We start from the raw sequence: 22,984 nt of genomic DNA, 5'->3' as shown, positions 1-22,984 counted from the left end.
TGAATCAGAACCGGAGCGCCGGATTGATCCACTTTGCTTGAAAGCAAGCTAGCGCGCGGTCGCTTTCGCGCTATCGGCCTCGGCGCGCGCGCCATCCTTGCGGGACAATAGCCGGTTGAGGAAAGCGACGTTCGCCTCCGCCTCCCCGGCCGGCTGATCGGCCTTCACGATGGTTTCAGCTTCGGCCAGGCGGCCCTGCAAGCCGACCACCAGCGCCAAATTCTGCCGCACGCGCGGGCTGGCGCCGGCGCGGCCAGAGGCGTGGCGCAAGGTCTCCTCCGCTTTGGGCAGGTCCTTCGAGAGCATGTAGGAAAGGCCGAGATTGGACAGCACCGAAGGTTCATCCGGCGCGATCTTCAGCGCGCTCGCATAATATTGCCGCGCTTCCTCATAGCGACCGAGTTGATCGAGCACGGCGCCTTGAACCGAGAGGATCCGCCAATCGGGATTGTCGGGGCTGTGGGCGCGGCCGAGCACGCCGAAGGCCTGCTCGAAATTGCCGTTATCCGCCAGCGCCCGCCCGTATCCGGCCAGCAGCGCCTTGTTGTCCGGTCGGGCCAGCGTGGCCTGCTCGAGCACGGCGACTGCCTGGGCGCGCTGCCCCGTGGCGCGCAGCGCCTTTGCATATTGCAGCGCCGCCTCGGCATCCCCGGGGTTGGCGCGAAAGCGCTCGCCATACGAATCGACGTCACGGCGCGGGTCGGCAGCACGACTTGCCTCGGCTTGCTCACCGAGCGAGCCCGTGATGTCAGGGGCTCCATCGATCTGGCAGCTGCACAGCCCCATCGCCAGCATCGCGGCCGATAGAACCGAGGCGAGATGTCTCGCGGAGCCGTATGACTGGAGCGACTGCCGGAGCATTTACCTGGGACCTGAGGTCGGCGACCGACCACAGATGCACCGGTTAACCCTAAATTCCCGTTAACCGCCCGCTATGCCCGGCTTGCCTCGCGGACGCGCCGAACGAATTCGCTGAAGTTGATTCCGCGGCGGCCGACCGAAAGCTTCAGCCGGCCTCGATGTCCTGCGGGGGATTTTCGATCTAATCGACGAATTGAGCGCCGAATTCGCAGCCGATCCGCCACGCCAGCTTGCATTGGCGCGGGCGACCTTCCGACAGGATGATGGTGAACTCGGCGGGAATATCGAGATGTTCGGCGACGACCTTGACGCCGCCGTCCGATATATCCGTGATGGTGCAGTCGCGCGGCAGCCCGCCCGTTCCGAACTGAATTTTTGCGAGCCGCCTGCACGATAGACGTTCGCTTCTACGACGATTTGCCAGCATGTCGATCCTTCCCCTTGCTCGATAATGGTCCATCGGGGTTCCCAGATTGCTTTTTACAGAAGACTCATTGGAATTTGCCTAGCGTGACCTCTTGCAATGTATCTGTTCTGTTTGAGTTCCTTTTACCGAGTTTCGCCGCCAATTGCCGAACCACCGCCAAAAGCGGCAAATCGCCGGGTAAACCACCGGCGATCGGCTTCGTCGTCGCCCGGCACGGTTACGACGGCGCGCGGGTTGGTAACCCTGACGCGTTTTTGTTTGGCGCCGGCGGAGTTGAGCCTGTTCGTGCCCGGAAATTACCGAGCCTTGAATACCGGGCCTTGGCTTTCACAACCGGCTGAAGAATTTGAGCGGCATCGCCCGCTGCGCCGACTCGCGGGTCACGCAGGCGGCATGCATGGTGACCGACATCGATCCCTGGATCTTGTCGTCATAGAACTGGCAGGTCGTGTCGCGATAAGCGCTCCATGCGCGCTGCATGGCGCGCGCCTTGGCGGTCTGGCCGTCATCCACCGTCTCAAGCAGGCTCTTGTAGTTTTCGTTGAGCAATGCGTCCCAGATCGAATTCTCCACGAGATAACATTCCACCACGACCGCCTTGCCGGCATCTGACGATTTGCTGTTGGCGCAGGGATCGACGACGAGATCGAACAGACACTGCCGCTCGCCTGCATCGAGATCATCGGCGTTCCTGGCCGCGCAATCGCGGATCGCGGCAGTCTCTTTTGCCGTAGGTTTTCGCATCTCCGCCTGGCTTGGTTCAGCCGCAAGACCAAGACCGGCGATGCAGATCAAGGCTGTAATCAACGGCCCGAACGGAGACCTCATCTTCATTCTTCCCAAATGCGCCACGGACCGGTTGGTCGCCCAGGTGTTCCAGCGGGTTCAACCGCGCCGGCCCGTGATCACCCTGTCGCGCGACGCCGTTTTTTTTCCGCACTCCCCGCCGAAAATAAAGGATTGATCCGCCGTCATTTGCCGATAGCCTGAACTTTCGACCGGAATTGGAGACGGCGGACGATCATGGGAAGCCTGGTTCTTCTCGACCTGATGGGCGGCGTGGCGCTGCTGCTGTGGGGCCTGCACATGGTCCACAGCGGGGTTCTGCGCGCGTTCGGGCCCGATCTCCGCCGGCTGCTGGCGAAAGCCCTGAACAACCGCTTCACCGCCTTTGCGGCGGGCATCGGCCTGACGGCGCTGCTCCAGAGCAGCACCGCGACCGCGCTGATCACGAGTTCGTTCACCGCCGAAGGGCTGGTCGGCCTGGTTCCGGCGCTCGCGATCATGCTCGGCGCCAATGTCGGCACCACGCTGATCGTCCAGATCCTGTCGTTCAACATCGCCGCAGCAGCACCGGTGCTCTTCATTGTGGGCCTGGTCGCGTTTCGCACCGGCCCGCGCTCGCGCATCAAGGACATCGGCCGCGTCTCGATCGGTCTCGGCCTGATGCTGCTGGCGCTGCATATTCTGCTCGACACGCTGGCGCCGGCCGAGAACGCGCCCGGCGTGCGCGTGTTCATGAATGCGATCACCGGCGATCCCGTGCTTTGTATCGTCATTGGGGCGATCGTCACCTGGATCGTGCATTCCAGCGTGGCCAGCGTGCTCCTCGTGATGTCGCTGGCCTATGCGCAGTTCATCTCGCCGGCCGCAGGACTGGCTCTGGTGCTCGGCGCCAATCTCGGCAGCGCGATCAATCCGCTGATCGAGGGCGCGCGCCGCGACAACCCCGCAAGCTACCGGCTGCCGCTCGGCAATCTCATCAATCGGCTGGCCGGCGTGCTGCTGATCGCACCGTTCCTACGTCCGATCACCGAATTGTTGCTGGCCTGGCAGCCTGACCTCGCCAAGCTGACGGCGGAATTTCACATCGCATTCAATGTCGCGACCGCAATCATCTTCATCGGCCTGCTCGACGGCCTGGCGACGCTGCTCAAGAAGCTGCTTCCGGACCGTGTCCAGGAGACCGATCCGTCGCGGCCGCGCTACCTCGACGAGAGCGCGCTGGAAACCCCTTCGCTCGCTCTGGCGGACGCCGCGCGCGAAACCCTGCATATGGGTGACCACGTCGAGATTATGCTGCGCAAGGTGATGGCGGCGATGATGACCAACGACCGTGCCCTGGTCGATCAGGTGTCGCGGATGGACAATGCGGTCGACGGTCTCGACGAGGCAATCAAGCTCTACGTGACCAAATTGACCCGCGGCAGTCTGGATGAGCGCGAAGGGCAGCGGGCGATGGAAATCATCTCCTTCGCCATCAATCTCGAGCACATCGGCGATATCATCGACAAGAACCTGAGCGAACTCGCCACCAAAAAGATAAAGCGGCGGTTCCAGTTTTCGCCGGAAGGCGCCGAAGAACTGTCGGCATTCCACAAGCGAACGGCGGATTCGCTCCGGATCGCGTTCGGGGTCTTCATGTCGGGCGACGTCAATGAGGCGCGCAAACTGCTTGCCGAGAAAGCGCTGCTGCGCAACGCCGAGCTTGCCGCCACCGAACGGCATCTGGACCGTCTGCGCGAGGGCCGGCCCGAGACCATCGAGACCACCTCGCTGCATCTCGACGTGCTGCGCGACCTCCGGCGAATCCACTCCCATATCTGCTCGGTGGCCTATCCCGTGCTCGACGCCGCCGGGGAATTGCCGGCGCACCGCAAGGCCGAAAGCGAGGCGGCCATGCCTGCGACCGCGCAGCCCCTGCCGCGCTAGCTGGAATCAATTGCTGGCGGAGGCCTGCCGTCCGTTGACGATGATGAAATACAGGTTGCGAATGTAGACCACGAGCCCGAGCGCCTGGCCGGCGATGAACACCGGATCCCTGCGATACAGCGCATAGACCAGCAGCAGTGCGCCGCCGCCGATCGAGAAGAACCAGAACGCCACCGGCATCACACTCTTGCGTGCGCGCTCCGAAGCGATCCACTGCACCACGAATCGCATGGTGAAAAATCCCTGCGCCACGAACCCCAGGATCACCCAGGCATCGAATTTGATGACGAAGACATCGTGCAGGTAGCTGGCGAGGTTATTGAATAGTTCGCTCATGAGGTTACCTCGGTCGCAACAGGTGTCGGTTTCTTGCGGCGGATCAGCCACCACACGCCGGCGAGATCCATGATTCCGATCCATAGCCGGTCGAAGAAACCATAGTTTGACACGCCGGAATGGCGCGGCCGGTCGATCACGTCGACATAGGCGATCTCGTAGCCCTCGCGGCGCATCAGCGCCGGCAGGAAGCGATGCAGCCCGTCGAAATAAGGCATCATCAGAAACACCTCGCGCCGGAACGCCTTCAGGCCGCAGCCGGTGTCGCGGGTGCCGTCGTGCAGGATGGCGTTGCGGATACCGTTGGCGATGCGCGACTGGAGCTTCTTGAAACCGGTATCCTTGCGGCCAATCCGTTGGCCGGCAACGAGGCCGACACGCTCGCCGCCCTTTTCGATCGCCGCGATCAGTTCGGGGAGGAATGCCGGATTGTTCTGGCCGTCGCCGTCGAGCGTCGCCACGATGGCGCCGCGCGCGGCGCCCACCCCGCTGCGCACCGCCGCCGACTGGCCCGCGGATGCCGCGTGACGGATCTGGCGCAGATTGCCGCGGCTCTTCATCTCGGCCGCAAGCCGGGCCGCGGTCGCATCCGTCGAGCCGTCATTGACATAGATGATTTCATATACCCATCGGCCGTCCAGCGCGGTGGCGATTTCGGCGATCAGCGGGCTGATATTCTCGGCCTCGTTGCGCACGGGAACGACGATGGAAACGGCCACCGCGGCTATGTCAGAAAGAGGCAAATCCACGCTCACCGTTTGAATGGGCTATCACCGGTGACGCCTGCCGTCCGCCGGTTTTGGCGTCCGCTTCTTATGGGGCCGGGGCCTCGCGGGCAACCCTTTTGCGCTGCCCGGAAAGGCTCCGCAGCGGCACGATTTCGCCATTGCGATGGATGGCGAAGCCGAGGCGGCGCGCGGCGAACCAATACCGCACGGCCATGGCGCCGACCACGCCGATCAGGGCGCCCGCGACCACGTCGCTGGGATGATGGGCGAGCAGCACCAGGCGGGTTGCGGCGATCAACAGCGCATAGACGATCATCGCGACCCGGACGCGCGGCCAAACCGCGGACACCGCGAAGGCCAGCGCAGCGGCCGTGATGACGTGCGCCGACGGAAAGCTGGCATAGGCCTCGGTTCCGGCAAAGGGTGCAAAGTTGTAGGGATTGGCGTGGCCCCCGACGAACGGCCGGCCCCGTCCGACGACCCATTTTATCAATTCGCCGGCCAGCAGCGATAGCAACAGCGCGAAAAATACAAATTGCAATCGCAGCCCGAAGACGAGCCATTGCGCCCGCGAAGTTCCCCGCAAGCCCGCGGCAACTAGTGTTACGACCAGCAACATCGCCGCCAGGACCCACAGCACATAGGCGTCCTTGCCGAAATCGGTCAGGATTCGAACCGGCCAAAGGCCCGGCGTGCCGCGCGCCGGCATCCAGCCGATCTCTCGTGCATCGAGCCAAACCATCAGCGCAATGATCGCAGCAGCAAGGATCGCTGTGATCAGCAGGCTGTGCCGGGCCAGTCTGCGCGCCGCCTCGGCGCGCCGCGAATGCGACGGCGGACGCACGATTTGCCAGAGCGACAGTCGCGCCAGCGCGAACAGGCCTGCAGAATAGCTTGGGGAATCGCCGATGCCGGCCGGGACGGACACGTTATTCCGTGCCTTCGGAACGGAAGATCGCAATTGAGATCGCTCGCCCTTGCGAGATGTTGTAGCCGTCGATGCGGGTGGCGACGTTGTAACGCAGCCCGATCGCTTCGGCGCGCGCGGCAAAACCGCGTTCGGAGCGCTGCTCCACCAGCGCGAACCGGCAACTGCCCTGACCCAGGAAATCCGCAGCACCCGAACCGTCCGTCAGCAGCGTTTCGCTGCCGTTCATGAACACCAGGCTCGGCTCGTGGAAGCCGGCCGCGGCGGCTTTCGGCCCGACGCAGACGACGTTGCGCAGCGCGCGTGCGATCTCCGCGCTGGGAAACACCGGCGTCAACGCCGGTACCACGACGCCGTAGACCGCCATGGCCAGGAACATCGCCGCGGCCACGGCGTTGAGCAGCGAGCGTTCGGCGCGGTTGTCGTCATAGAGCCACCAGGCGAACAGTCCGAAGATCATCGCTGCCCCCACGAACGGCCATGCCAGAAACACCGGCTGACGCGTCAGCGTGATGGCGCCGATCACCGCGATGACCGAGGCCCCAGCCGGGATCACGAACCACCAGGCGGCGCCGCGCCGCAGCCATGAGCGCGACAGCACGCGGCGCTCCAGCGCGCCGACGGTGAGGATCGCGATCGCCGGATAGAGCGGCAGCACGTAATGCGGCAGTTTTGTCAGCACCAGTTCGAACACGATCCAGGACGGGATCAGCCAAGCCAACAGAAACTGCGCGCCAGGCTCGCGCCGCGCCCGCCAGACCGCGGGCGCTGCCATTCCGGCGAGCGCCGCGCCCGGCCAGAACGTCACCCAGAACAGCAGCAAATAGAGACCGGGCGGCGCGCCGTGGGATTCCTGCGCCGCCAGCTTGCTCAGCATGTCGCCGCCGATCGAATCCGCGAAGAATGCGTCCCCGGCGCGCCAGAAGATCGCGATGAACCAGGGCAGCACCAGAACCAGCATCCACATCAGCCCCAATACCGGGCGCAGCCGCCAGAGCCAGGCGGCCGAACGGTCGAGGATCGCCAGTGTCGCGATCGTCAGCGCGACAAACATCAGGATCAGCGGTCCCTTGAGCAGGATGCCGCCGGCCAATGCGGTCCAGAAGATCAAGGGCCACGACCACGGCGGGCGCTCGGGATCCTCGCCGCGCTGCCAGGACAGGTAGACCCGCGCCAGCGCGCCCATCGCCGCGACCACGGTCAGGAGCAGCATGGCGTCGGTCTTGGCGAGCCGCGCCTCGACGCCGAGCAGTACCGAACTGCACAGGATGAGACCGGCGAAGATGGCTCCGCGCCGGGTGACGAAGGCGAGCGCTGTCCAGTAGGTCAGCAGCACCGCGCCAATCGCGCCGATCAGCGAAGGGACGCGATACAACCAGATGCGAAGCTGTGCCCGCGGCAGCCCCAATGCGGAAGCGGCCTCGACGCTCGCCGCCTGCAGCCAATAGATCCCCACCGGCTTCTTGTAGCGCACGTCGTCCTGGAAACGGATATCGACGAAATCGCCGGTTTCGACCATTTGCTTGGTCGCCTGCGCGAACCGCGCCTCATCGCGATCAATCGGCGGGATGTTGAAGAATCCCGGGAGAAACAGCACGAGGCCGCACAACAGCAGGAAGATGACGGCGCGCAGGTGGCTTCCCGCGGCAAAGTCGATCGCCCCGACAAACCTGCTACCCGGATTTACCCGGTTCTTCGGCTCGCGCGGCTCTCCAAATCGGGGGCGGGCATAGGTCTCGACCATTGGTTTCCGCATACGCTGAAACCACCATCCCGACAACCGCTTAGCGGCCTTTTATTGAACTCTGATGACAACTGTGTCCGCAGCGCCCGTAGCGTCGATGACCGTCAATCGGGTAAAGCCCGGGCCGGGCGGATCGATCAGGCGCTGGCGCCGGCCGTCGATTTCCCCAACCGAGACCCCATTCACCAGCATTGTCATCGGAACCACACCGCCGGCGACCTTGACCGGCATCGCGGACGCCTGGGGGCCACCGGAACCGCCGATTTCGATCCGCGAGCCGTTCAGGGGGAACTGGATATGGGGTGCCCGCGCGCCGCCGGTGCGAACGAGTTCCCCGACTGGCCGGAACCGCTGCAGTGGCAGCGGGAGCCTGACATTGCTTGCCACCAGTGTCCCCCTGGGAGGCTTCGGCAGCGGCACCGGCAGTTTGCCGGTACGGGCGAACGCATCGAACAGGATCGGCGCCGCCGCGGTCCGTCCGACCAGCCCCGCCACCGGCGCGCCGTCGGGACGTCCGACCCAGACGCCGATGGTCATGCGGCCGTCGAAACCGATCGACCAGGCATCGCGATAGCCGTAGCTGGTACCGGTCTTGAACGCGATCCGGTTGTGGGGGGCGTTTTCCGGCGGCGGCGTGCCCATCAGCACATTGCCGACCTGCCAGGCCGCGACCTGGTCCATCAGCCTCAGGGATTCGCGCTCCGGGTCGCTTCCGATCTCGCGCAGCGGCTTGGTGTTGCCGAGCCGCGCCAACCCGCAATAGAGCTGCACCAGATCCTGCAGGGTGATGCCGACGCCGCCGAGACCCATCGCGAGCCCGGGTGCCTCGTCTTTCGGCAGCACCAGATTGGTGCCGGCCTGCTTGAGGCGCGACGTCAGGCGGCTGGCGCCGACGCGGTCGAGCAAGACGATGGCGGGCACGTTCAGGGAAAGTTGCAGTGCCTTGCGCACCGGCACCGTACCCTGAAAGGTCATGTCGAAATTTTCCGGCGCGTAGGAGCCGAAGCGGATCGGCCGGTCGTCGATCAGGCTTTCCGGGTGCACAAAACCGTCTTCAAAGGCGAGGCCATAGATGAACGGCTTCAGCGTCGATCCCGGCGAGCGCAACGCGCGAGTCATGTCGACCTGCCCAGCCCGTCTGTCGTCGAAATAATCCGGCGAGCCGACCCGCGCCAGCACCTCACCGCTGGCATTGTCCACCGCGAGGATGCCGACGGAAACGTTCGGATCCAGGGCCTGCGCGCGGTCGCGCGCCAGCGCTTCCAGCACCTTTTGCAGGCTCGAATCCAGCGTCAGCCTGATGATTTCGGTGTCCTTCACGGTCGCCATGGCGGCATCGGCGGAATGCGGCGCGAGGATCGGCATCGGTTTGCGCAGCCGCGGCACCGGCAGCGCCCTGGCCTGCGCGGCATCTTCCGCCGAGATCTGATGCTCTTCGACCATGCGGTCGAGCACGCGGTCGCGGCCTGCGCGCGCCGCATCGGGATGGCGATCGAGCCTGCGGGTCTCCGGCGACTGCGGCAGCGCCACCAGCAGCGCCGCTTCCGCCAGCGACAATCGCTTCGGCTCCTTGCCGAAATAGGCGATCGATGCGGCGCGAATGCCCTCGAGATTGCCGCCATACGGCGCCAGCGTCAGATAGAGATCGAGGATCTGGTCCTTTGTCAGTTTCCCCTCGAGTTCGAACGCGCGGACCATCTGGCGCAGTTTGGCGTAAACCGATCGCTCGCGCCGCGGCTCCAAAAGCCGCGCCAGTTGCATGGTGATGGTGGAGCCTCCGGAGACGATGTGGCCTCGGGTGGCCAGCAGGAACGCGGCGCGGCCGAGCGCGAGCGGATCGACGCCGGCATGGGAATAGAAACGTCGGTCTTCGTAGGCCAGCAACAGCTTGAGATAGCCGGGATCGACGCTGGTCCTGGCAGCGACCGGCAGCCGCCAGCGGCCGTCGGCCATGGCGTAAGCGCGCAACAGCTTGCCGTTGCGATCGACGATCGTGGTGGAGACCTGCCGCGTTTGGGCCAGCGGCAACGGACCCAGAGAGATCACCCAGGCCGAGAAGGCCGCGACGGCCAGGAAGACGAACGCGAATGCAATTCCAGCGATCCGAACGATGCGCCCTTTACCAACACCGTCGTGGCCGGGCTTGCCCCGGCCATCCACGTCTTCCTTTTTGGAAGTAAAAGTCGTGGATGCCCGGGACATCTGCGCGAAGACGCGCTTCGCGCTTTTGCCCGGGCATGGCGAAGATTGCTGGTTTGGCGTCGTACTCATTTCGCCGCAAGCACCTCGACCGATCCGGTGCCGCTGCGGCCGTAGCGCGAGGGGTTGTACATGTCCTCGACATAAGCCTGCGGCAGCACATATTTGCCGGCCGATACCGCGCGCACCACATAGGCCACCGTGAACACCGCCTTGGCATCGGCGGCGCGGTCGATGGCCGCCGTGAAGCGGTCGTCGCGGAATTCGGTATTCTCCGGCTCCTCGCCGTCCTCGATCCAGTCCAGCGTGCCGGTATCAGCTGATGATACCAGATGCGGGTTATCGATCTCCAGCCCCGCCGGGAGATAATCCGACACCATGATGTGTCCGTATTCCGGCTTGGCTTCGGTGATCTTCAGCACCACGGCGAAGCGGTCGTTCTGCCTGGCCTTTGCGATATCGACCGGTTTGCCGTCGAGCGTGAAGTAATTGCGCTCGATCTTGAAGCCGTTTGATGCCGCCGGCTCCGGCGTGACCGGCGCGCCGCTGACCGAGACCACCACCTGCACCGGTGCGTCTCCGGTATTGGTGATCTTGATCGGCGTGCCCGCCATCTCGTCGGCCTTGTAGCTGCGATACAGCGCAGCCTTGAAGGCCGAGCCACTGAGATCGAGGCTCATGCTCTCCTTGGCCAGCGCGCGCGAGGCCAGCACCAGCCAGGCGTTCTCCTGGGTCGAGGTGTAGGGCGTCAGCCCACGGGCGACTTCGACACGGGCCACCGCCTGCGTCAGCGTCGCCTTCGGGGCGTTGCCTTCGCTCGCCAGCGACACCAGCGCGGCCGCATCGCGCAGGGCGCTGCCGTAATCGACCCGGCCGAATTCCAGCACCGGCTTTGGCGCGAGGCTGTCCAGCGCCGCGGCGTAGACCCGCTCCGCCCTCGCTTTGTCGCCGACCAGCGCCAGCGCCGCCGCCAGTTGCGATTTTGCAATGGACGTGGCCAGATTGTTCAGCTTGGTGTCGGCGAGATAACGCAGGTCGCCGATCGGCGCCGCGCCGTTTCGCGCGAGCACATAGAGCCCGTAAGCGAGATCGCGGCCGCCGTCCTTTTCCGGCTCGTTGGCGTTCACCACGGAATTGCGGATGCGATCGAGCGCGCTCTTGAACAAGACATCGGGCACCGCAAAACCCTTTTCGCGGGCACGGGTCAGGAAGTCCGTCACATAGGCGTCGAGCCAGGCATCGTCGCCACCGGCCGACCACAGGCCGAAGGAACCGTTCGAGCCTTGCCGTGCCAGCAGCCGGTCGATGGCATCCTTGATGCGCTGATCGACCTCGGTATCCATTGCGAGATGGGCGCCGGCCGCCAGATCGTTGACGTAAAGCAGCGGCATGGCGCGGCTCGTAATCTGTTCCGAACAGCCATAGGGATAACGATCCAGCGCCTTGAGAATGGTCGCGGCGTCCAGTGCCGTCGACTGGCTGACCGACAGCGAGACGCCGCCGGTGCCCGACACCAGATCCGAGAACATGTCGGACGTCAGCGTCAGGCTCTCGCCTTTCGCCAAGGTCCGGATCGAGCGCCGCGCCAGGATCTGCGTGGCCGGCTTGACGTCGAGCGCATAATGCCGAGCCAGCGCCAGCCCGTTCGGTCCCTCGATATCGACATCGAAGTTCGCGGTGCCGGCGCCGCCGGCATCCAGCGCCAGCGACATCGAGCTGCGCTGCCTGGCGGCGAGTTTTAGCGTCGTGGCAGGATTGCCGGATACCTTCACCGGCCCCGAGGCCTTGACACTGATGGTGTAGTCGCCGGGTGCGCCTTCGACATTGTCGAGATCAAAACTCATGGTGCCGTGGTCGCCATTGAGCAGGAAGCGCGGCAAGGTGGCCGTCAGCACCACGGGATCGCGCACGGTGACATCGGTCGTGGCGCGGCCGAGCTTGGTCGCGGTCCACGCCACGGCCATGACGCGCGCGGTGCCGGCGAATTCCGGAACGTCGAAACTGATTTCAGCGGTGCCGTCGGCGGCCACCGTGACGATCCCTGAGTAGAGCGCCAGCGGTTTTTGCGTCGGCGGACTGCCCTGCAGCTCGGCGCCGGCGGCATCGCCGCCGGTCTTGAGCTGGCCGCGGGTGCCCTGCATGCCGTCGATCAATTGCCCATAGAGGTCGCGGATTTCCGCGGTCATCTGGCGCTGGCCGAGATAGTAATCGTCCGGCGCCGGCGGCTTGTAATTGGTCAGATTGAGAATGCCGACATCGACCGCCGCGACGACGATCTTGGCGTCTTCACCGGGGTTGAGGCCGCCGAGCTTAACCGGCAGCCTCAGCGTGGAGTTCGGACGCACCAAGGCCGGCGGCGACAAGCTCACCTGGAGCGTGCGGTTATTCTTGTCGATGCTCAACCACTTCAGGCCGATGGCGCGGCTCGGCATCCGCTGTGCCGCGACATCGAGCGGGCGGCGCAGCGTCGTGACCACGTAGGCGCCGGTACCCCAATCCTTGCCGACGGGAATTTTGACCTGCGCGGTGCCTTCCTTGACATCAATGGTCTGCGTCGTCAGCAGCCGGTCGCCCAGCACGTTGACGGTCAGCTTGCCGGCCGAGCGCGCATTGACCGACACCACCATGGTGTCGCCGGACTGGTATTCCGGCTTGTCGATCGAGGTTTCCAGGAGATCGGGCGTATCGGCGCTGCCGTCGGAGTACCAGCCGACATCGAACAGCACCGACGTCAGCGGTCCGTCGGCCTCGGTCGATTTGACGTCGAGGCGGTAGCGGCCGGGCTGCGGCAACAGCGTAATCCGCGACGGCTTGTCGGCGGCGATGGTCAGATCGCTATCGGCGACGCGGCTGGTCGTTTTGACCGGCTCGTATTCCCAGGATGAGCTCTGGCGATACCATTGATAGCGGGATTCGATCTTCAACAGCTCATAGCGCAGGCCGTCGCGCGCCAAAGGCTTGCCCTCGGGCGACACGAACACGACGTCGAAACCGGCCTTGTCGCCTTCGGCGACGCTCTTGTCGCCGAACAGCGGCTTGACGCCGATCAGGGCCGCCGCCGGCGCTACCGGCAGCACCAGCTTGCGCTCGACCGCGCGGCCGCCGGCCTCCGCCATGCGGACGAAGATCTGGGCTTCCTGCGGGCGGGTCGAGGTCGGCGGCTTTGCCAGGCTGACCGGGAAGGTCGCGACACCCTTGTCGTCGGTCTCGGGCAGGCTTTCGATCGCGGTACGCTCGTTGCTGGTGGTCTCCTCGTCGGCGACGCCGAACTGGTAGCCGGCAAATCCCGGCCGTTCCGAAGCCGGCGCGACCAGCATGTCGCCTTCGAGCTGCAGCCCGGTAGCGGGCGCGCCGTAAAGGAAGTGACCGTCGACCTTAAGCTCCACGGGAGCGTCAGCTTTGATCAGCTTGTCTTTGGCGGACAAGTCGAATTCCAGCCGCTCCGGAATATAATCCTCGACCATGAAGGTGGTTTGCCCGACCGCGGAGCCTTTGGGATCGGTGAACGCCTTAACCCGCCAGGTCCCGGCCGGAACCGCCGAATTGAGGGTCAACGCCATGCTGCGGCCGCCCGCGCCCTGGTCGGGCAACAGGGCGCGGCGGAATTCGACGCCGTCGGGACGCTCGATCACCAACGTCAGCGGGCCGCCGGTCACGGCGTTGCCCTGGCCGTCGCGCAGCAGGGCTGTCAGATAGACCGTCTCGTTGGAGCGATAGACGCCGCGCTCGGCATAGACGAAGGCGTCGGAGCCATCAGGCACTTCCCGGCCCGCTACGCCACGGTCCGAGAGGTCGAAGGCGTTGGTCTTCAGGCTGAGGAAGGCGTAGTCGGTCTTCTCACCGCTCACCGTCAGCATGGCCGGCGACAGGCCGCCCTCGCCGCGCGCCAGTCCCGCCTCGAACAGCACATGGCCGGACTCGTCGGTCTTGCGGGTGGCCAGAATCTCGTTATTGCGCGCGACCAGCCGCACCTCCGCCTTGGCGACCACGTCCGTCGAGGCCAGCGAATTGACGAAGACATGGATGCCGTCGTTGCCGGAAAACGCGGTGACGCCGAGGTCGGACACGATGAACCATTGCGTCGCCAGCGAACCATCGTCGTCGCTGCCGGGGCTCTTGGGCGCCGCCGTCATGACATAGACGCCCGGCTGCAGGTCGCCCAGCGCCTGATCGACCGGAAATGCGGTGGTGACGTCCTGGTTCAGCGTGGTCGCGGTCGCAAGTTCCCCCGACCAAACCTTGACGCCGCGCTCGTCGCCGAGGCTGGAAAGTTCAAAGCGGCTTAACGCTCGCTGGAAATCGCTGTCGATCACGGTGTTGATCAGGTTGCGGTCGCCGATCCTGAAAACGTCGACCTTCACCGAAGGCGTATTGACACTAACCACGGGAATGCCGCGCTGGCCGGTGCGCGGCAGCACATAGGCGCGTCCGGTGAAATGCACGAACGGCTTGCGGTCGCGCACATAGATGTTGAATTCGGCCGATTTCGGCAGACCTTCCTTGACGCTCGACGGCAGGCCCGCGCGTAGATTGATGTTGTAGCGCTCGCCATGCGTGAGCCCGTCGACGCAAAGCTGCTTGCCCTCCGAGGTCAGCGCCGGCTTGTCGTTGCCGGCCAGCGCCAGATACGGCGCGAAATCGGTGCGTTTTGCGAGTTCTTCCGAGAACTGGAAACAGGCCCGTGGCGAGGCGGAATCGGAATCGACGCTGTAATCCAGCAGCCGAAAGCCGTGCTCGTCGCGCAGTTTTTCATACTGGCCGCGGACATCGGCGACCTCGCGCAGGTCGAGCGAGAGCCTCAAGGCATCGAGCGCCGGCCGCCACAGCTTGCGCTCGGACATCGAACGGCCGAGCACGGCGAGCGCGTCGGCCTCCTCGCCGGCATTGCCGGCGCGCTGATAGGCGATATAGGCCGCGGTCGAGGCGCGCTCGAAAAGGAAGGTCTGTTCGCTGGAGTTCTTCGGCACGATCTGGAAGATCACCCGCGCCAGCCGCAGCCAGTTGCCGCTGTCCTCCGGCGCCACCGCCGCGATCTGGCCGAGGATCTGCAGGCCCGAACGAAAGTCGCTGCGCCTGAAGGCTGCGTCAGCGTCGGTCTTCAGGGTCGCCGTGGTCTTGGCGACCGGACCCGCCTCGCTCTTGATCTGGGCTTCCAGCTTGATCGCGGAATCGGCCAGATCGTCGCGCTTGAAGGCCTTATCCGCCGCTTGCGCCGAGACCAGGCCAAGCACCAGCGCTGCGCAAAGTGTTGCGGCGCGAACCAAACCAATCATGGGGAGCTCCTAGGGCAGCGGATAAACGCCGCATATCGAACAGAAGGGCGCCAAAAGGTGACGGACTCATGGCGGGTGAAAAAACCGGCGAAAAGGTCGCATGCAACATTTGTCGAGGGCCGCCGAGGGCTATGCCGCCCAACGGCGTCGGACGGCATGGCGTAGGGGCGGACCGACGGTCCACCGTTGAGACTTTGTCGCAAGGCGTGGGAAAACGGTTCGGAACGGGCTTGGCGGGACAGCGGATTTTTCATATTGGCAGTGGTATAAGCCCGGCGACGGTCCCATAGCTCAACTGGATAGAGTAACGGATTTCTACTCCGTGGGTTGCAGGTTCGAATCCTGCTGGGATCGCCACTCATGTTTTTGCCGTCTTTCCTTTCAATGACTTATCGTCGTTTTTGGCAAATTCGGTTTCTGGTTTGCCAATTCTTGTTCCTGCAATGAGCTTCCCCGCCTCTTTCGCGAGTCGCTTTCGGTCAGCTTCCTTGGTGTAGCGTTCGGCCTCGCTCAGCGTGCGCCAGCCGAACCACGACATAAGCTGATGCGCTGTCGCGCCATGATCGGCGAGACGGGTTGCCGCTGCCGAACGCAGGCCATGCGCTCGACCCGGAACACCGGCCTCCCTGCATCGGTCGGCGAACCAGTTGCCGAACCCCGCCGCCGTGAACGACTTGCCCTGCTCTGTCACGAGGAAGGTCAAGTGTCGCTCGCCTTGCGGCTGCAAATCGAGTTCGGCGCGAAGGGAAGGCAACACTGGGATATCGAACGGAACGCCGGTCTTTTGGCGGCTCATCGAAAGGGTTTCGTCTCGGATGAACTGGCGGCCTATCCTGACAACGTCGCATCGCGCCTGCCCCGTCGACAGGATCAATTCAAGAGCAAGCCGAGCCTTCGTTCCACGCGCGAAGGATCTCTCGTATTGCTCGATATCCGCTGGCGTCCAACGCCTATGCGGCTTCGATTTTGTCTTGGTCAGCTTGATGCCGACCAGAGGATCCGCGGCCATCATGTCGAGCGACAGGCAATGGTCGAGAAACCCGCGCAGGGCCTTCTTCCAGTTCTTGGCGGCGGCCGCCGACCTCTTGTTCAGGATCGCCTGCAAGGCCGACTTGTGCAGGAGCGCAATCCGCTTGTCGCCATGCTCGTTGCGGAACCGCTCTAGGATCGCTCGGCGCGATGTTCTGGTGCTCTCGGCCAAGCCTTCGGTGAATGCCGTCGACTGGTAATAGCTGATGATGGCGGCATTGACGGTGCCGGCTTTCGTTCGGTTGGCTCCAATCGGGGAAGCGTTCCAATCGCCCGCGAGGGCCTTCTCACGCGCCTCCATGAACTCTGGCGACCATGGTAGTCCTGGTAGCGGGACCCGCTTGCGGCCCGGCACGCGCAGATAGAACCGCGGCTTCCCGTCGTGGTCGATAAATTCATGCGTGAATTTCGGATTCTTCCGTTTCACCGCACATCATCCCATTCGTTTTTTGGTGCCTGCGGGTCGTCGGCTTGGCCGGCATAGAGAACGATGTTCCCTGTCTTCTTGTCGATCTCGATGCGCCTCACCTTTATACCTGCGTTTGCCGCGCCCTTAAGGGCCTTCGTCAGGTCGACTTGTTTGAAGGTTTGCGAGCCGCGAGACATCAATTTGCCCGCCGAGCTTCGACGAAGTCCCTTTGCTTCCGCGCAAGGTCGTTCAGCAATCGCCCTACCGCCAGAACGGTAAAAGCCTCGTACTTTTCGAAAAAGTCGGGGGGAATCCTTCGCGCGTCGAACACTTCTGCTTCGGCCACTGACTTGGTGTAGGCAAGCATTTGGTGTCGTACTTGCGTTGCCGAAACTTCTTTGGCCTTCAATTTACGGTGGAAATACAACATTGCCGATACCACGGCCAGTGTCGCAGCCGAAGGGTCCATACCCAGGTTCCAAACAAGTGGTTGAGCCAAGGATACGGTCGCGACTTCCAGCGCGTTGTACCTGCGTTTTCCTTTTACTAGCTTTGGCGTGACGTATTTTCGATTAGCCCAATTTTGCAACGTATCGTGAGTCAGCTCGTCAACAAGCGCCAGCACTTCAGCGTGACTGAACAAGGGTTCAAAAAGGTGATTGAAAAACCACCCGATTGCTTCTTCTTCAGCCACGCTCGCCCCCAATGTCACCTGACATTGTGTGCTGTCGCCCCACGCCAATGTCAATGTCAAACGACATTTATCCCCCCTTGTTGCAGGGCGGCCGTCCCGGGCGCCCATCCAACCCTTCCAATAGCTCGCCGGGGGCTCCTAGGGCCGGCCGCGGTCGTGGTCGCCTGCCCCGTCAAGGTTCTAACGCAGCCTTGGCGGCGTCGCCTGGTCGATGCTCTTACTCTTGCACTGCCACAAACTGCCCGGGAGCTAAGCTCCGCTCCCGATCGGTGTGGAAGAGTTCGGTACTGGCGGGTAAACGCCAGATACTGCCCTTGCTTGGGCGTGAAGTTTTTTGCAGCGGGACTCACGCCGGCCATCCGATTCAGCTGTTCGTCCAAGCCTCACACGAGCGAGGAGGCAGGGATGAATGTACGCTATCGGGTCGAACTGAGCCAAACCGAGCGGGCAGAACTCACAGCGCTTTTGAGTGGCGGCAAGCACGCCGCGCGCAAGCTCAAGCGAGCGCAGATTTTACTGGCTGCCGATGCAGGCGCGAGCGACGAAGCAATCGCCACCGGTGTCGGCGCAAGCGGCTCGACTATCTACCGGACCAAGCGCCGCTTCGTGCTCGGCAACCTGGAGGCGGCGCTGAGCGAGGAGCCGCGCCCCGGAGCGGCCCGCAAGCTCTCAGGGAAGGAGGAAGCCCTGCTGGTTGCGACGGCCTGTTCGAGCCCACCCAAAGGCCGGGCGCGTTGGACCCTGGAACTCCTGGCGGGCGAGTTGGTCAGGCTCACCGAGCACGACGACATCTCCCGAGAGACTGTGCGCCGGCGCCTGGCTGAAAACGACCTCAAGCCCTGGCGCAAGGACATGTGGTGCATTCCGCAGGTGACGGCGAGTACGTCGCCCGCATGGAGGATGTGCTCGACCTTTATGCCGAACAGCCCGATTCGAAGCGCCCGGTGGTCTGCTTCGACGAGAGCCCAACCCAGCTCATCGGCGAAGTCCGCCAGCCGATCCCAGCCGCGCCGGGCCAACTTGAGCGCTACGATTGTGAGTACAAGCGCAATGGCACGGTCAACCTGTTCATCTTCCTCGACGTGCACCGGCCCTGGCGCAAGGTCAAAGTCACTGACAGCCGCGCTGCGGTCGACTTCGCCGCCTGCATGCGCGAACTCGCCAATGTTCACTTCCCAAAGGCAGAGCGCATCCGGGTCGTGTTGGACAATCTATCGACCCACTCAGTCGGCGCGCTTTACCAAGCCTTCCCGCCGGCCGAGGCGCGACGCATCTTGCGCCGGCTGGAGTTCCACTACGTCCCCAAGCACGCCAGCTGGCTGAATATGGTGGAGATCGAGATTGGCGTGCTGCGCAGTCAGTGTCTGGACAGACGCATCGACAACCGGCAACAACTCGTATCCGAGATCGCCGCCTGGGAGCGGCAGCGCAACGCTTCACGCGCCCGCATCAAATGGATGTTCACAACCGAGAAAGCCCGCGCCAAAATGGGCCGTGCCTATCCCTCGGAAGGCTCTAAAACGCCCTCGCCCAATGAATCATAATCACTGTGCGGTACTACTAGGAGAATGTCGTCTCCGTCGGCTATCGGGAAAAGACTGCCCCCCGCACGCCGGGACGCGACTCGTGGCTGCCCTGGGAGTACGATGAGTGGAGGACCGTGCGCCTTCGCGAATTCGCGAGGTGTCGGTTTGGTATCGGGTAGCGACCCAAGTCGCAAACGCGCGCGGCGTAAGTGCGTCGGCCAGCACCGATTGCCAGATGTCGTGGGAGCGATCCTCCCGATGCGACGCGCAAATGATCGAATTGGACCTTGCGCTCTCGCACGAGCGTTCAGTCCAAGTTTGGGCGGGCAATTTCCGCAGTGCAACCCGGGCCGGCCGAAATCCTAAAACGGAAGTCATGCAATTTGATGATCGCGGCGACCATGCTCAGCCCCAGACCCAGGCCTTTGGTGTTTCGACTTTTGTCTGAGCGATAAAAGCGCTGGGTCACCGCTTCTCGTTCGATCTCGGGGATGCCGGGGCCGGTGTCAATCACCCGGATGACGGTCTCGCCTTCCTTGCAAAGCAGTACGAGCTCCACGCGTCCGCCTTCGGGGGTGAACTTCACTGCGTTGTCGACCAGATTGACAACGGCCTCGAACAGAAGATCGCGGTCGCCCTGCACCGTCGCCCCATCGGGAGCTTCGGCCCAAAGGGTGACACCCTTGTCCTCGGCGATCGGACCGTAGAGATCGCCCACATCGCGAATCAGAGGGGCGAGTTGGACCTCGCCAAACCTTTCGCGCCGTCGGCTATGCTCGATTTCCGTAATGCGCAACAGCGCCGTGATCGTGGTCAACAATTGGTCGAGACCAGCGATCGCCTGATCGGCAACAGCGCGGGATTCCTCTAGCGTTGAGGCGTGCTCGCGGCCGCGTTCGAGACGTATCCGCACGCGGGTGAGCGGCGTGCGCAGGTCATGCGCGATATTGTCGCCTACAACCTTCGCCTCCTGCAGAGCTTCCTCTAGCTGCCCCGCGCGCACCGCCGCGGTTAAGTCGCTGCCCACGCCCCGGTAACCGAGAAAACGTCCTTGCGGATCAAATAGCGGCTTGCCGCTCGTCGCGATGTAGACTTCGGAACCGTCCCAGTTGGTGGCTTTGTACCTGAAATCGCGAAATGGCTTGTGCGCATCGAGATCAGCCATGTGACGGCGCCACTTTTCTGGCTCCTCCTCGAGATCGCTAGCCAAATCCCCTCGCTTCGTGCCTATCCGGCGGGTCGGCATCCCAAGGGGGTTGAGCTGGTCGGATACACTGATGAAACGGTGGTCCGGCCCGGTCTCCCAGTACCAATCGGAAGCCGACTCGGTAAAATCGCGGAATCGCTGTTCGCTCTCTCGAAGCGCCTCCTCGGCCTGCTTGCGCTTCGTAACATCCATCACAGTGCCGACATATTCAACAGGACTGTTGGAGGATGCATTAAAGACTGGGCGCGCCACCGAGTGAATAAACTTGACGATGCCATCCGGACGAACAATTCGGTAGTCCAGTTCGTAAGATTTTCCTTCAGAGAGTGCTTTCTCACGAATTGCATCCGCGTGAGCCCGATCCTCGGGATGGAGGCGCTGGCGAATTGCTTGGAGTGACGGCATCCCCTTATCCGGATCGAGGCCGTAAATCTGATAATATTGATCCGATAGATAGACGAATTCTCTCGAAGCGACATTCAATGCCCAACTGCCCGTTCGGGTCAGCCTCTGCGCTTCAGCTAAATAGATTTCGTTCCGGCGTAATTCGGTGGTCCGTTCGGCCACCTTTTTTTCGAGCTCAAGCCTGGCATGGCATAGCGCTTCCTCGGTGTGCTTTGCGTCGGTGATATCCGTGCAGGACCCGAACCAATTGACAATGCCACCCTTGCTGTCACGGATCGGCACGCCGCGCGTCTTGAACCAGCGGTAAACTCCGTCGCGCCGCCGAACGCGGTATTCCACATCATAGGCGTGTCGCTCCGCGACCGAATCCGTCCAAACTCGCCGCGTACTATGCCGATCATCGGGATGGAGAACGTCCATCCAGCGCCAACCGAGCAACTCACTCTCGGCGACCCCGGTGTACTGCGTCCATTGCGCGCTAAAATAGTCGCACGCGCCGTCCGGCGTAGCAGACCAGACAAGTTGCGGCAACGCCTCGACCAAGCGGCGCCAACGCTCCTCGCCCTTGCGCAATGGTTCGTCGTCTAAGCTGCGACGCGGTTCGTTCATAGCCAGCAATCCAGTCGCGCTGCCCCGGCCGCAAGTAAAAATAAATATACTCGTCAAGATGATCTCCGCTTTTCCGATTGCACGGTGTCCGTCATTCAAATTCTTGACGATGCAGAAGTAGCCTTCCGCATCTCGGGCGCGGAATTGCGGACCGTTCTATCCGCGACCACCATGCTCGCAGACAGGCCGCACCGCCTCAACGTGTTTTGACGATCTTGCCTCCGGTTACCGCACTCGCGGTTGGGCTACCCGCGCAGCGGGCTATCGCGCAGCGATTTCGTGCTTTGGCACATTTGAGACATGCCCATCGGATCTGAAAAGGTCTGCTTATGGGGGAAGATCGGAAGTCATCGGCGCCTGCGTTTCTCCCTAGGCGCTGAGGCAGGAGTTGACGCTGCGGTCACTTCCTCGGGCGACGGCCAGCTTTGAGCGGCCGCGGTGGCGCTTCCCCTTTGCGGGCGCGACGAACAGATCCGGAATGGATGCCTTCAGCGCTCTTGCGAGCTTTTCAAGGACTGCAACCGAAGGGTTTTCAAGCCCGCGCTCCAGGCGGCTAAACCCCGTTTTTCGCGGGCACAACTTTATGCACCCCCTCAGCCAAACAGTGTTGAATTTACTCTATGGGATGGAATTAAGTCCATCTCACGGAACCGCGAAAAGAGCGTCTTTGATCGGGACAAAAATAGCTCTCACCGCGACATCCACCGTGATCTGATCACGACCTCGGCGGCGCGGCGGTATCGTTGCCGCGCTCCGGCGGCGCGAAGCGGCCTTTGCGGCACGACCGGCATTTCAGCGCGACCTCGAGCTTCCAGATCGATTCGGCAGTTGGGTACGTCTTAGCCCGTTCATTTGGCGTGCGTCTCGATCCATTTGTCGAAATCGAAGACCCTTGTAAAGACGCCGTATTTCTTGGGTTTGCCGCAGCCGTCGCCCTTGCTCACGATAGCCGAATGGCACGAACCTGGCCGGATTCCAAGATCAGGGAAGCTCTGCACCAAGATAAAAGCGAAAAGCGCCGTATACACTTGGGGTCGGCTCGGGTCGCCCCGCGGGCCCCCAGACTGATACGACACCAACGATTTCCCGCCGCCAAACACGCGGATAGTAACTTCCTTTTTGCACTTCACCGTGCATCATTAGCTCACGCGTCACGACACCTATCCCTGTGAGACGATCGGGGCCTATGAAGTTTTGTATGTAGGTTGAGCGAAGCGCCCCCGTGTTGCTGCAAGGCTGCTGAGGCGCACTCGTAATTCCCGCGCAAATTTCACTTGTCGAGGGCACGCGACCGACGTGGGAAATCGTTTTGTCCTCTGCAGGGGAGCCAAACAATTTCACTAGGGTCTTGGAGACTTCGAAAATCTGAGAGCATTGCGTCGTCTTCTCGTATGAAAGACGGTAGTCCGGGCTATTTCTCCACTCCAGCCAACTTGGATGCAGATCCGGTGGTTGCGTCTTGAGGAGATAGTCGTCGCGGGTCTCAGTGCATTGGTTTTCAACGGACATCGACGCCAGCTTGCCCTGTGCATCAAACCCGTACTTGGTATTTCCTGAAAGACCAAATAGCGTTCCGTTAGCTACGATTGTTGTGAGACCTCCATCTTTGAGCACCGTCGGGTTTCTCGCTCCCACAAAAGACATGAGCGTGGGAATATCCATACCAAGCCAGAGGAGAGGAGGATCAAGCAAATCAACTTTTGGCACGCCAGATGCATTGCAATACTGTATGTAGATACCCTTGTTGTTGCTTCCTTGATTTATGATATTGCAGAACCCAGTGTTGTTTATCGTCTGACACAGCGCCGTTATCGCGCACGCGCAGACCGAAAAACCTACCAGTGCAAGCATCCGCCAGATAACGCGAAGGCGGCGGTTGGTGATGTGCATGGGCATC

General features: G+C 62.8%; 18 protein-coding genes and 1 tRNA gene. 5 read left to right on the top strand and 14 right to left on the bottom strand.

Features of this window, described 5'->3' with window-relative positions:
* Positions 1 to 48: 48 nt before the first annotated feature.
* Entirely contained in the window at positions 49 to 861 is an 813-nt protein-coding gene (locus B5525_RS30790; protein ID WP_079569374.1) for a tetratricopeptide repeat protein, read from the bottom strand.
* Positions 862 to 1,042: 181 nt separating this feature from the next.
* Positions 1,043 to 1,288 carry a PilZ domain-containing protein gene (locus B5525_RS30785; RefSeq protein WP_079574008.1) on the bottom strand — a complete coding sequence of 82 codons (246 nt, stop codon included), beginning with the start codon at positions 1,286 to 1,288 and terminating at the stop codon, positions 1,043 to 1,045.
* A gap of 83 nt (positions 1,289 to 1,371) precedes the next feature.
* On the opposite strand from B5525_RS30785, the gene B5525_RS44690 reads away from it, so the two are divergent.
* Positions 1,372 to 1,629 carry a hypothetical protein gene (locus B5525_RS44690; protein WP_154073549.1) on the top strand — a complete coding sequence of 86 codons (258 nt, stop codon included), beginning with the start codon at positions 1,372 to 1,374 and terminating at the stop codon, positions 1,627 to 1,629.
* On the opposite strand, the gene B5525_RS30780 is transcribed toward B5525_RS44690, so the two are convergent.
* Positions 1,616 to 2,032 (bottom strand): lysozyme inhibitor LprI family protein, encoded by a 417-nt coding sequence (locus B5525_RS30780; protein ID WP_172900007.1) that lies wholly within the window; start codon positions 2,030 to 2,032, stop codon positions 1,616 to 1,618. The two genes, B5525_RS44690 and B5525_RS30780, sit on opposite strands and share 14 nt — an antisense overlap.
* A gap of 40 nt (positions 2,033 to 2,072) precedes the next feature.
* Here B5525_RS30780 and B5525_RS45570 point away from each other — a divergent pair, with 40 nt between their 5' ends.
* A complete protein-coding gene (locus B5525_RS45570; protein WP_172900006.1) occupies positions 2,073 to 2,252 on the top strand; it encodes a hypothetical protein in 180 nt (59 codons plus the stop codon).
* A 59-nt stretch (positions 2,253 to 2,311) separates the two neighbouring features.
* Positions 2,312 to 4,000, top strand: coding sequence for a Na/Pi cotransporter family protein (locus B5525_RS30775; protein WP_079569371.1), 1,689 nt, complete (start codon positions 2,312 to 2,314; stop codon positions 3,998 to 4,000).
* Between the two features lie 6 nt (positions 4,001 to 4,006).
* Here the strand turns inward: B5525_RS30775 and B5525_RS30770 are convergent, their stop codons facing one another.
* The 6 genes from B5525_RS30770 to B5525_RS30745 form a co-directional block, all read right to left on the bottom strand.
* A complete protein-coding gene (locus tag B5525_RS30770; RefSeq protein WP_079569369.1) occupies positions 4,007 to 4,336 on the bottom strand; it encodes a lipid-A-disaccharide synthase N-terminal domain-containing protein in 330 nt (109 codons plus the stop codon).
* The gene (locus tag B5525_RS30765) at positions 4,333 to 5,079 is read right to left on the bottom strand and encodes a glycosyltransferase family 2 protein (protein WP_244567645.1); all 747 of its coding nucleotides are present in this window, start codon (positions 5,077 to 5,079) and stop codon (positions 4,333 to 4,335) included. The genes B5525_RS30770 and B5525_RS30765 overlap by 4 nt, the downstream gene beginning before the upstream one ends.
* A gap of 70 nt (positions 5,080 to 5,149) precedes the next feature.
* Positions 5,150 to 5,992 (bottom strand): phosphatase PAP2 family protein, encoded by an 843-nt coding sequence (locus B5525_RS30760; RefSeq protein WP_079569366.1) that lies wholly within the window; start codon positions 5,990 to 5,992, stop codon positions 5,150 to 5,152.
* A gap of 1 nt (position 5,993) precedes the next feature.
* Positions 5,994 to 7,736 carry an ArnT family glycosyltransferase gene (locus B5525_RS30755; RefSeq protein WP_079569365.1) on the bottom strand — a complete coding sequence of 581 codons (1,743 nt, stop codon included), beginning with the start codon at positions 7,734 to 7,736 and terminating at the stop codon, positions 5,994 to 5,996.
* 51 nt (positions 7,737 to 7,787) lie between these two features.
* Complete coding sequence (gene pbpC / locus B5525_RS30750; protein ID WP_425305224.1) at positions 7,788 to 9,896, bottom strand: penicillin-binding protein 1C; 2,109 nt, start codon at positions 9,894 to 9,896, stop codon at positions 7,788 to 7,790.
* A 107-nt stretch (positions 9,897 to 10,003) separates the two neighbouring features.
* Positions 10,004 to 15,208: an alpha-2-macroglobulin family protein gene (locus tag B5525_RS30745; protein WP_079569363.1), complete on the bottom strand. Its 5,205-nt coding sequence runs from the start codon at positions 15,206 to 15,208 to the stop codon at positions 10,004 to 10,006.
* A gap of 280 nt (positions 15,209 to 15,488) precedes the next feature.
* Between B5525_RS30745 and B5525_RS30740 the strand changes: the two genes are divergently transcribed.
* Positions 15,489 to 15,565 (top strand) — tRNA-Arg (locus tag B5525_RS30740).
* A 1-nt stretch (position 15,566) separates the two neighbouring features.
* Here B5525_RS30740 and B5525_RS30735 read toward each other — a convergent pair.
* The 3 genes from B5525_RS30735 to B5525_RS30725 form a co-directional block, all read right to left on the bottom strand.
* Complete coding sequence (locus B5525_RS30735; protein ID WP_172900005.1) at positions 15,567 to 16,313, bottom strand: tyrosine-type recombinase/integrase; 747 nt, start codon at positions 16,311 to 16,313, stop codon at positions 15,567 to 15,569.
* A gap of 347 nt (positions 16,314 to 16,660) precedes the next feature.
* Entirely contained in the window at positions 16,661 to 16,843 is a 183-nt protein-coding gene (locus tag B5525_RS30730) for a hypothetical protein (protein WP_079569360.1), read from the bottom strand.
* Positions 16,843 to 17,448, bottom strand: coding sequence for a hypothetical protein (locus tag B5525_RS30725; RefSeq protein ID WP_154073548.1), 606 nt, complete (start codon positions 17,446 to 17,448; stop codon positions 16,843 to 16,845). Before B5525_RS30725 ends, B5525_RS30730 begins: the two co-directional genes overlap by 1 nt.
* 297 nt (positions 17,449 to 17,745) lie before the next feature.
* Between B5525_RS30725 and B5525_RS30720 the strand changes: the two genes are divergently transcribed.
* A protein-coding gene (locus B5525_RS30720) for an IS630 family transposase (RefSeq protein WP_244568098.1) occupies positions 17,746 to 18,884 on the top strand; the annotation gives its coding sequence in 2 pieces (ribosomal slippage) (positions 17,746 to 18,214 and positions 18,214 to 18,884; 1,140 coding nt in all).
* Between the two features lie 289 nt (positions 18,885 to 19,173).
* On the opposite strand, the gene B5525_RS30715 is transcribed toward B5525_RS30720, so the two are convergent.
* Both B5525_RS30715 and B5525_RS44685 read right to left on the bottom strand, forming a co-directional pair.
* A complete protein-coding gene (locus B5525_RS30715; protein WP_079569357.1) occupies positions 19,174 to 21,087 on the bottom strand; it encodes a PAS domain-containing sensor histidine kinase in 1,914 nt (637 codons plus the stop codon).
* Positions 21,088 to 22,068: 981 nt separating this feature from the next.
* A complete protein-coding gene (locus B5525_RS44685; RefSeq protein ID WP_154073547.1) occupies positions 22,069 to 22,983 on the bottom strand; it encodes a hypothetical protein in 915 nt (304 codons plus the stop codon).
* Between the last annotated feature and the right edge of the window lies 1 nt (position 22,984).

Source organism: Bradyrhizobium erythrophlei, from assembly GCF_900129505.1.
Classification (GTDB): Bacteria; Pseudomonadota; Alphaproteobacteria; order Rhizobiales; family Xanthobacteraceae; genus Bradyrhizobium; species Bradyrhizobium erythrophlei_D.
The sequence above is the reverse complement of the archived record's forward strand: the minus strand, read 5'-3'. Positions and strand labels throughout refer to the sequence as shown.

Bases quoted from the DNA above. Each gene is read 5' to 3' on its own strand.
- B5525_RS30790 (WP_079569374.1), bottom strand. From the start codon at position 861: ATGCTCCGGCAGTCGCTCCAGTCATACGGCTCCGCGAGACATCTCGCC.
- B5525_RS30785 (WP_079574008.1), bottom strand. From the start codon at position 1,288: ATGCTGGCAAATCGTCGTAGAAGCGAACGTCTATCGTGCAGGCGGCTC.
- B5525_RS30780 (WP_172900007.1), bottom strand. From the start codon at position 2,032: ATGCGAAAACCTACGGCAAAAGAGACTGCCGCGATCCGCGATTGCGCG.
- B5525_RS45570 (WP_172900006.1), top strand. From the start codon at position 2,073: ATGCAGATCAAGGCTGTAATCAACGGCCCGAACGGAGACCTCATCTTC.
- B5525_RS30775 (WP_079569371.1), top strand. From the start codon at position 2,312: ATGGGAAGCCTGGTTCTTCTCGACCTGATGGGCGGCGTGGCGCTGCTG.
- B5525_RS30770 (WP_079569369.1), bottom strand. From the start codon at position 4,336: ATGAGCGAACTATTCAATAACCTCGCCAGCTACCTGCACGATGTCTTC.
- B5525_RS30755 (WP_079569365.1), bottom strand. From the start codon at position 7,736: ATGGTCGAGACCTATGCCCGCCCCCGATTTGGAGAGCCGCGCGAGCCG.
- B5525_RS30745 (WP_079569363.1), bottom strand. From the start codon at position 15,208: ATGATTGGTTTGGTTCGCGCCGCAACACTTTGCGCAGCGCTGGTGCTT.
- B5525_RS30730 (WP_079569360.1), bottom strand. From the start codon at position 16,843: ATGTCTCGCGGCTCGCAAACCTTCAAACAAGTCGACCTGACGAAGGCC.
- B5525_RS30725 (WP_154073548.1), bottom strand. From the start codon at position 17,448: ATGGGCGCCCGGGACGGCCGCCCTGCAACAAGGGGGGATAAATGTCGT.
- B5525_RS30715 (WP_079569357.1), bottom strand. From the start codon at position 21,087: ATGAACGAACCGCGTCGCAGCTTAGACGACGAACCATTGCGCAAGGGC.
- B5525_RS44685 (WP_154073547.1), bottom strand. From the start codon at position 22,983: ATGCCCATGCACATCACCAACCGCCGCCTTCGCGTTATCTGGCGGATG.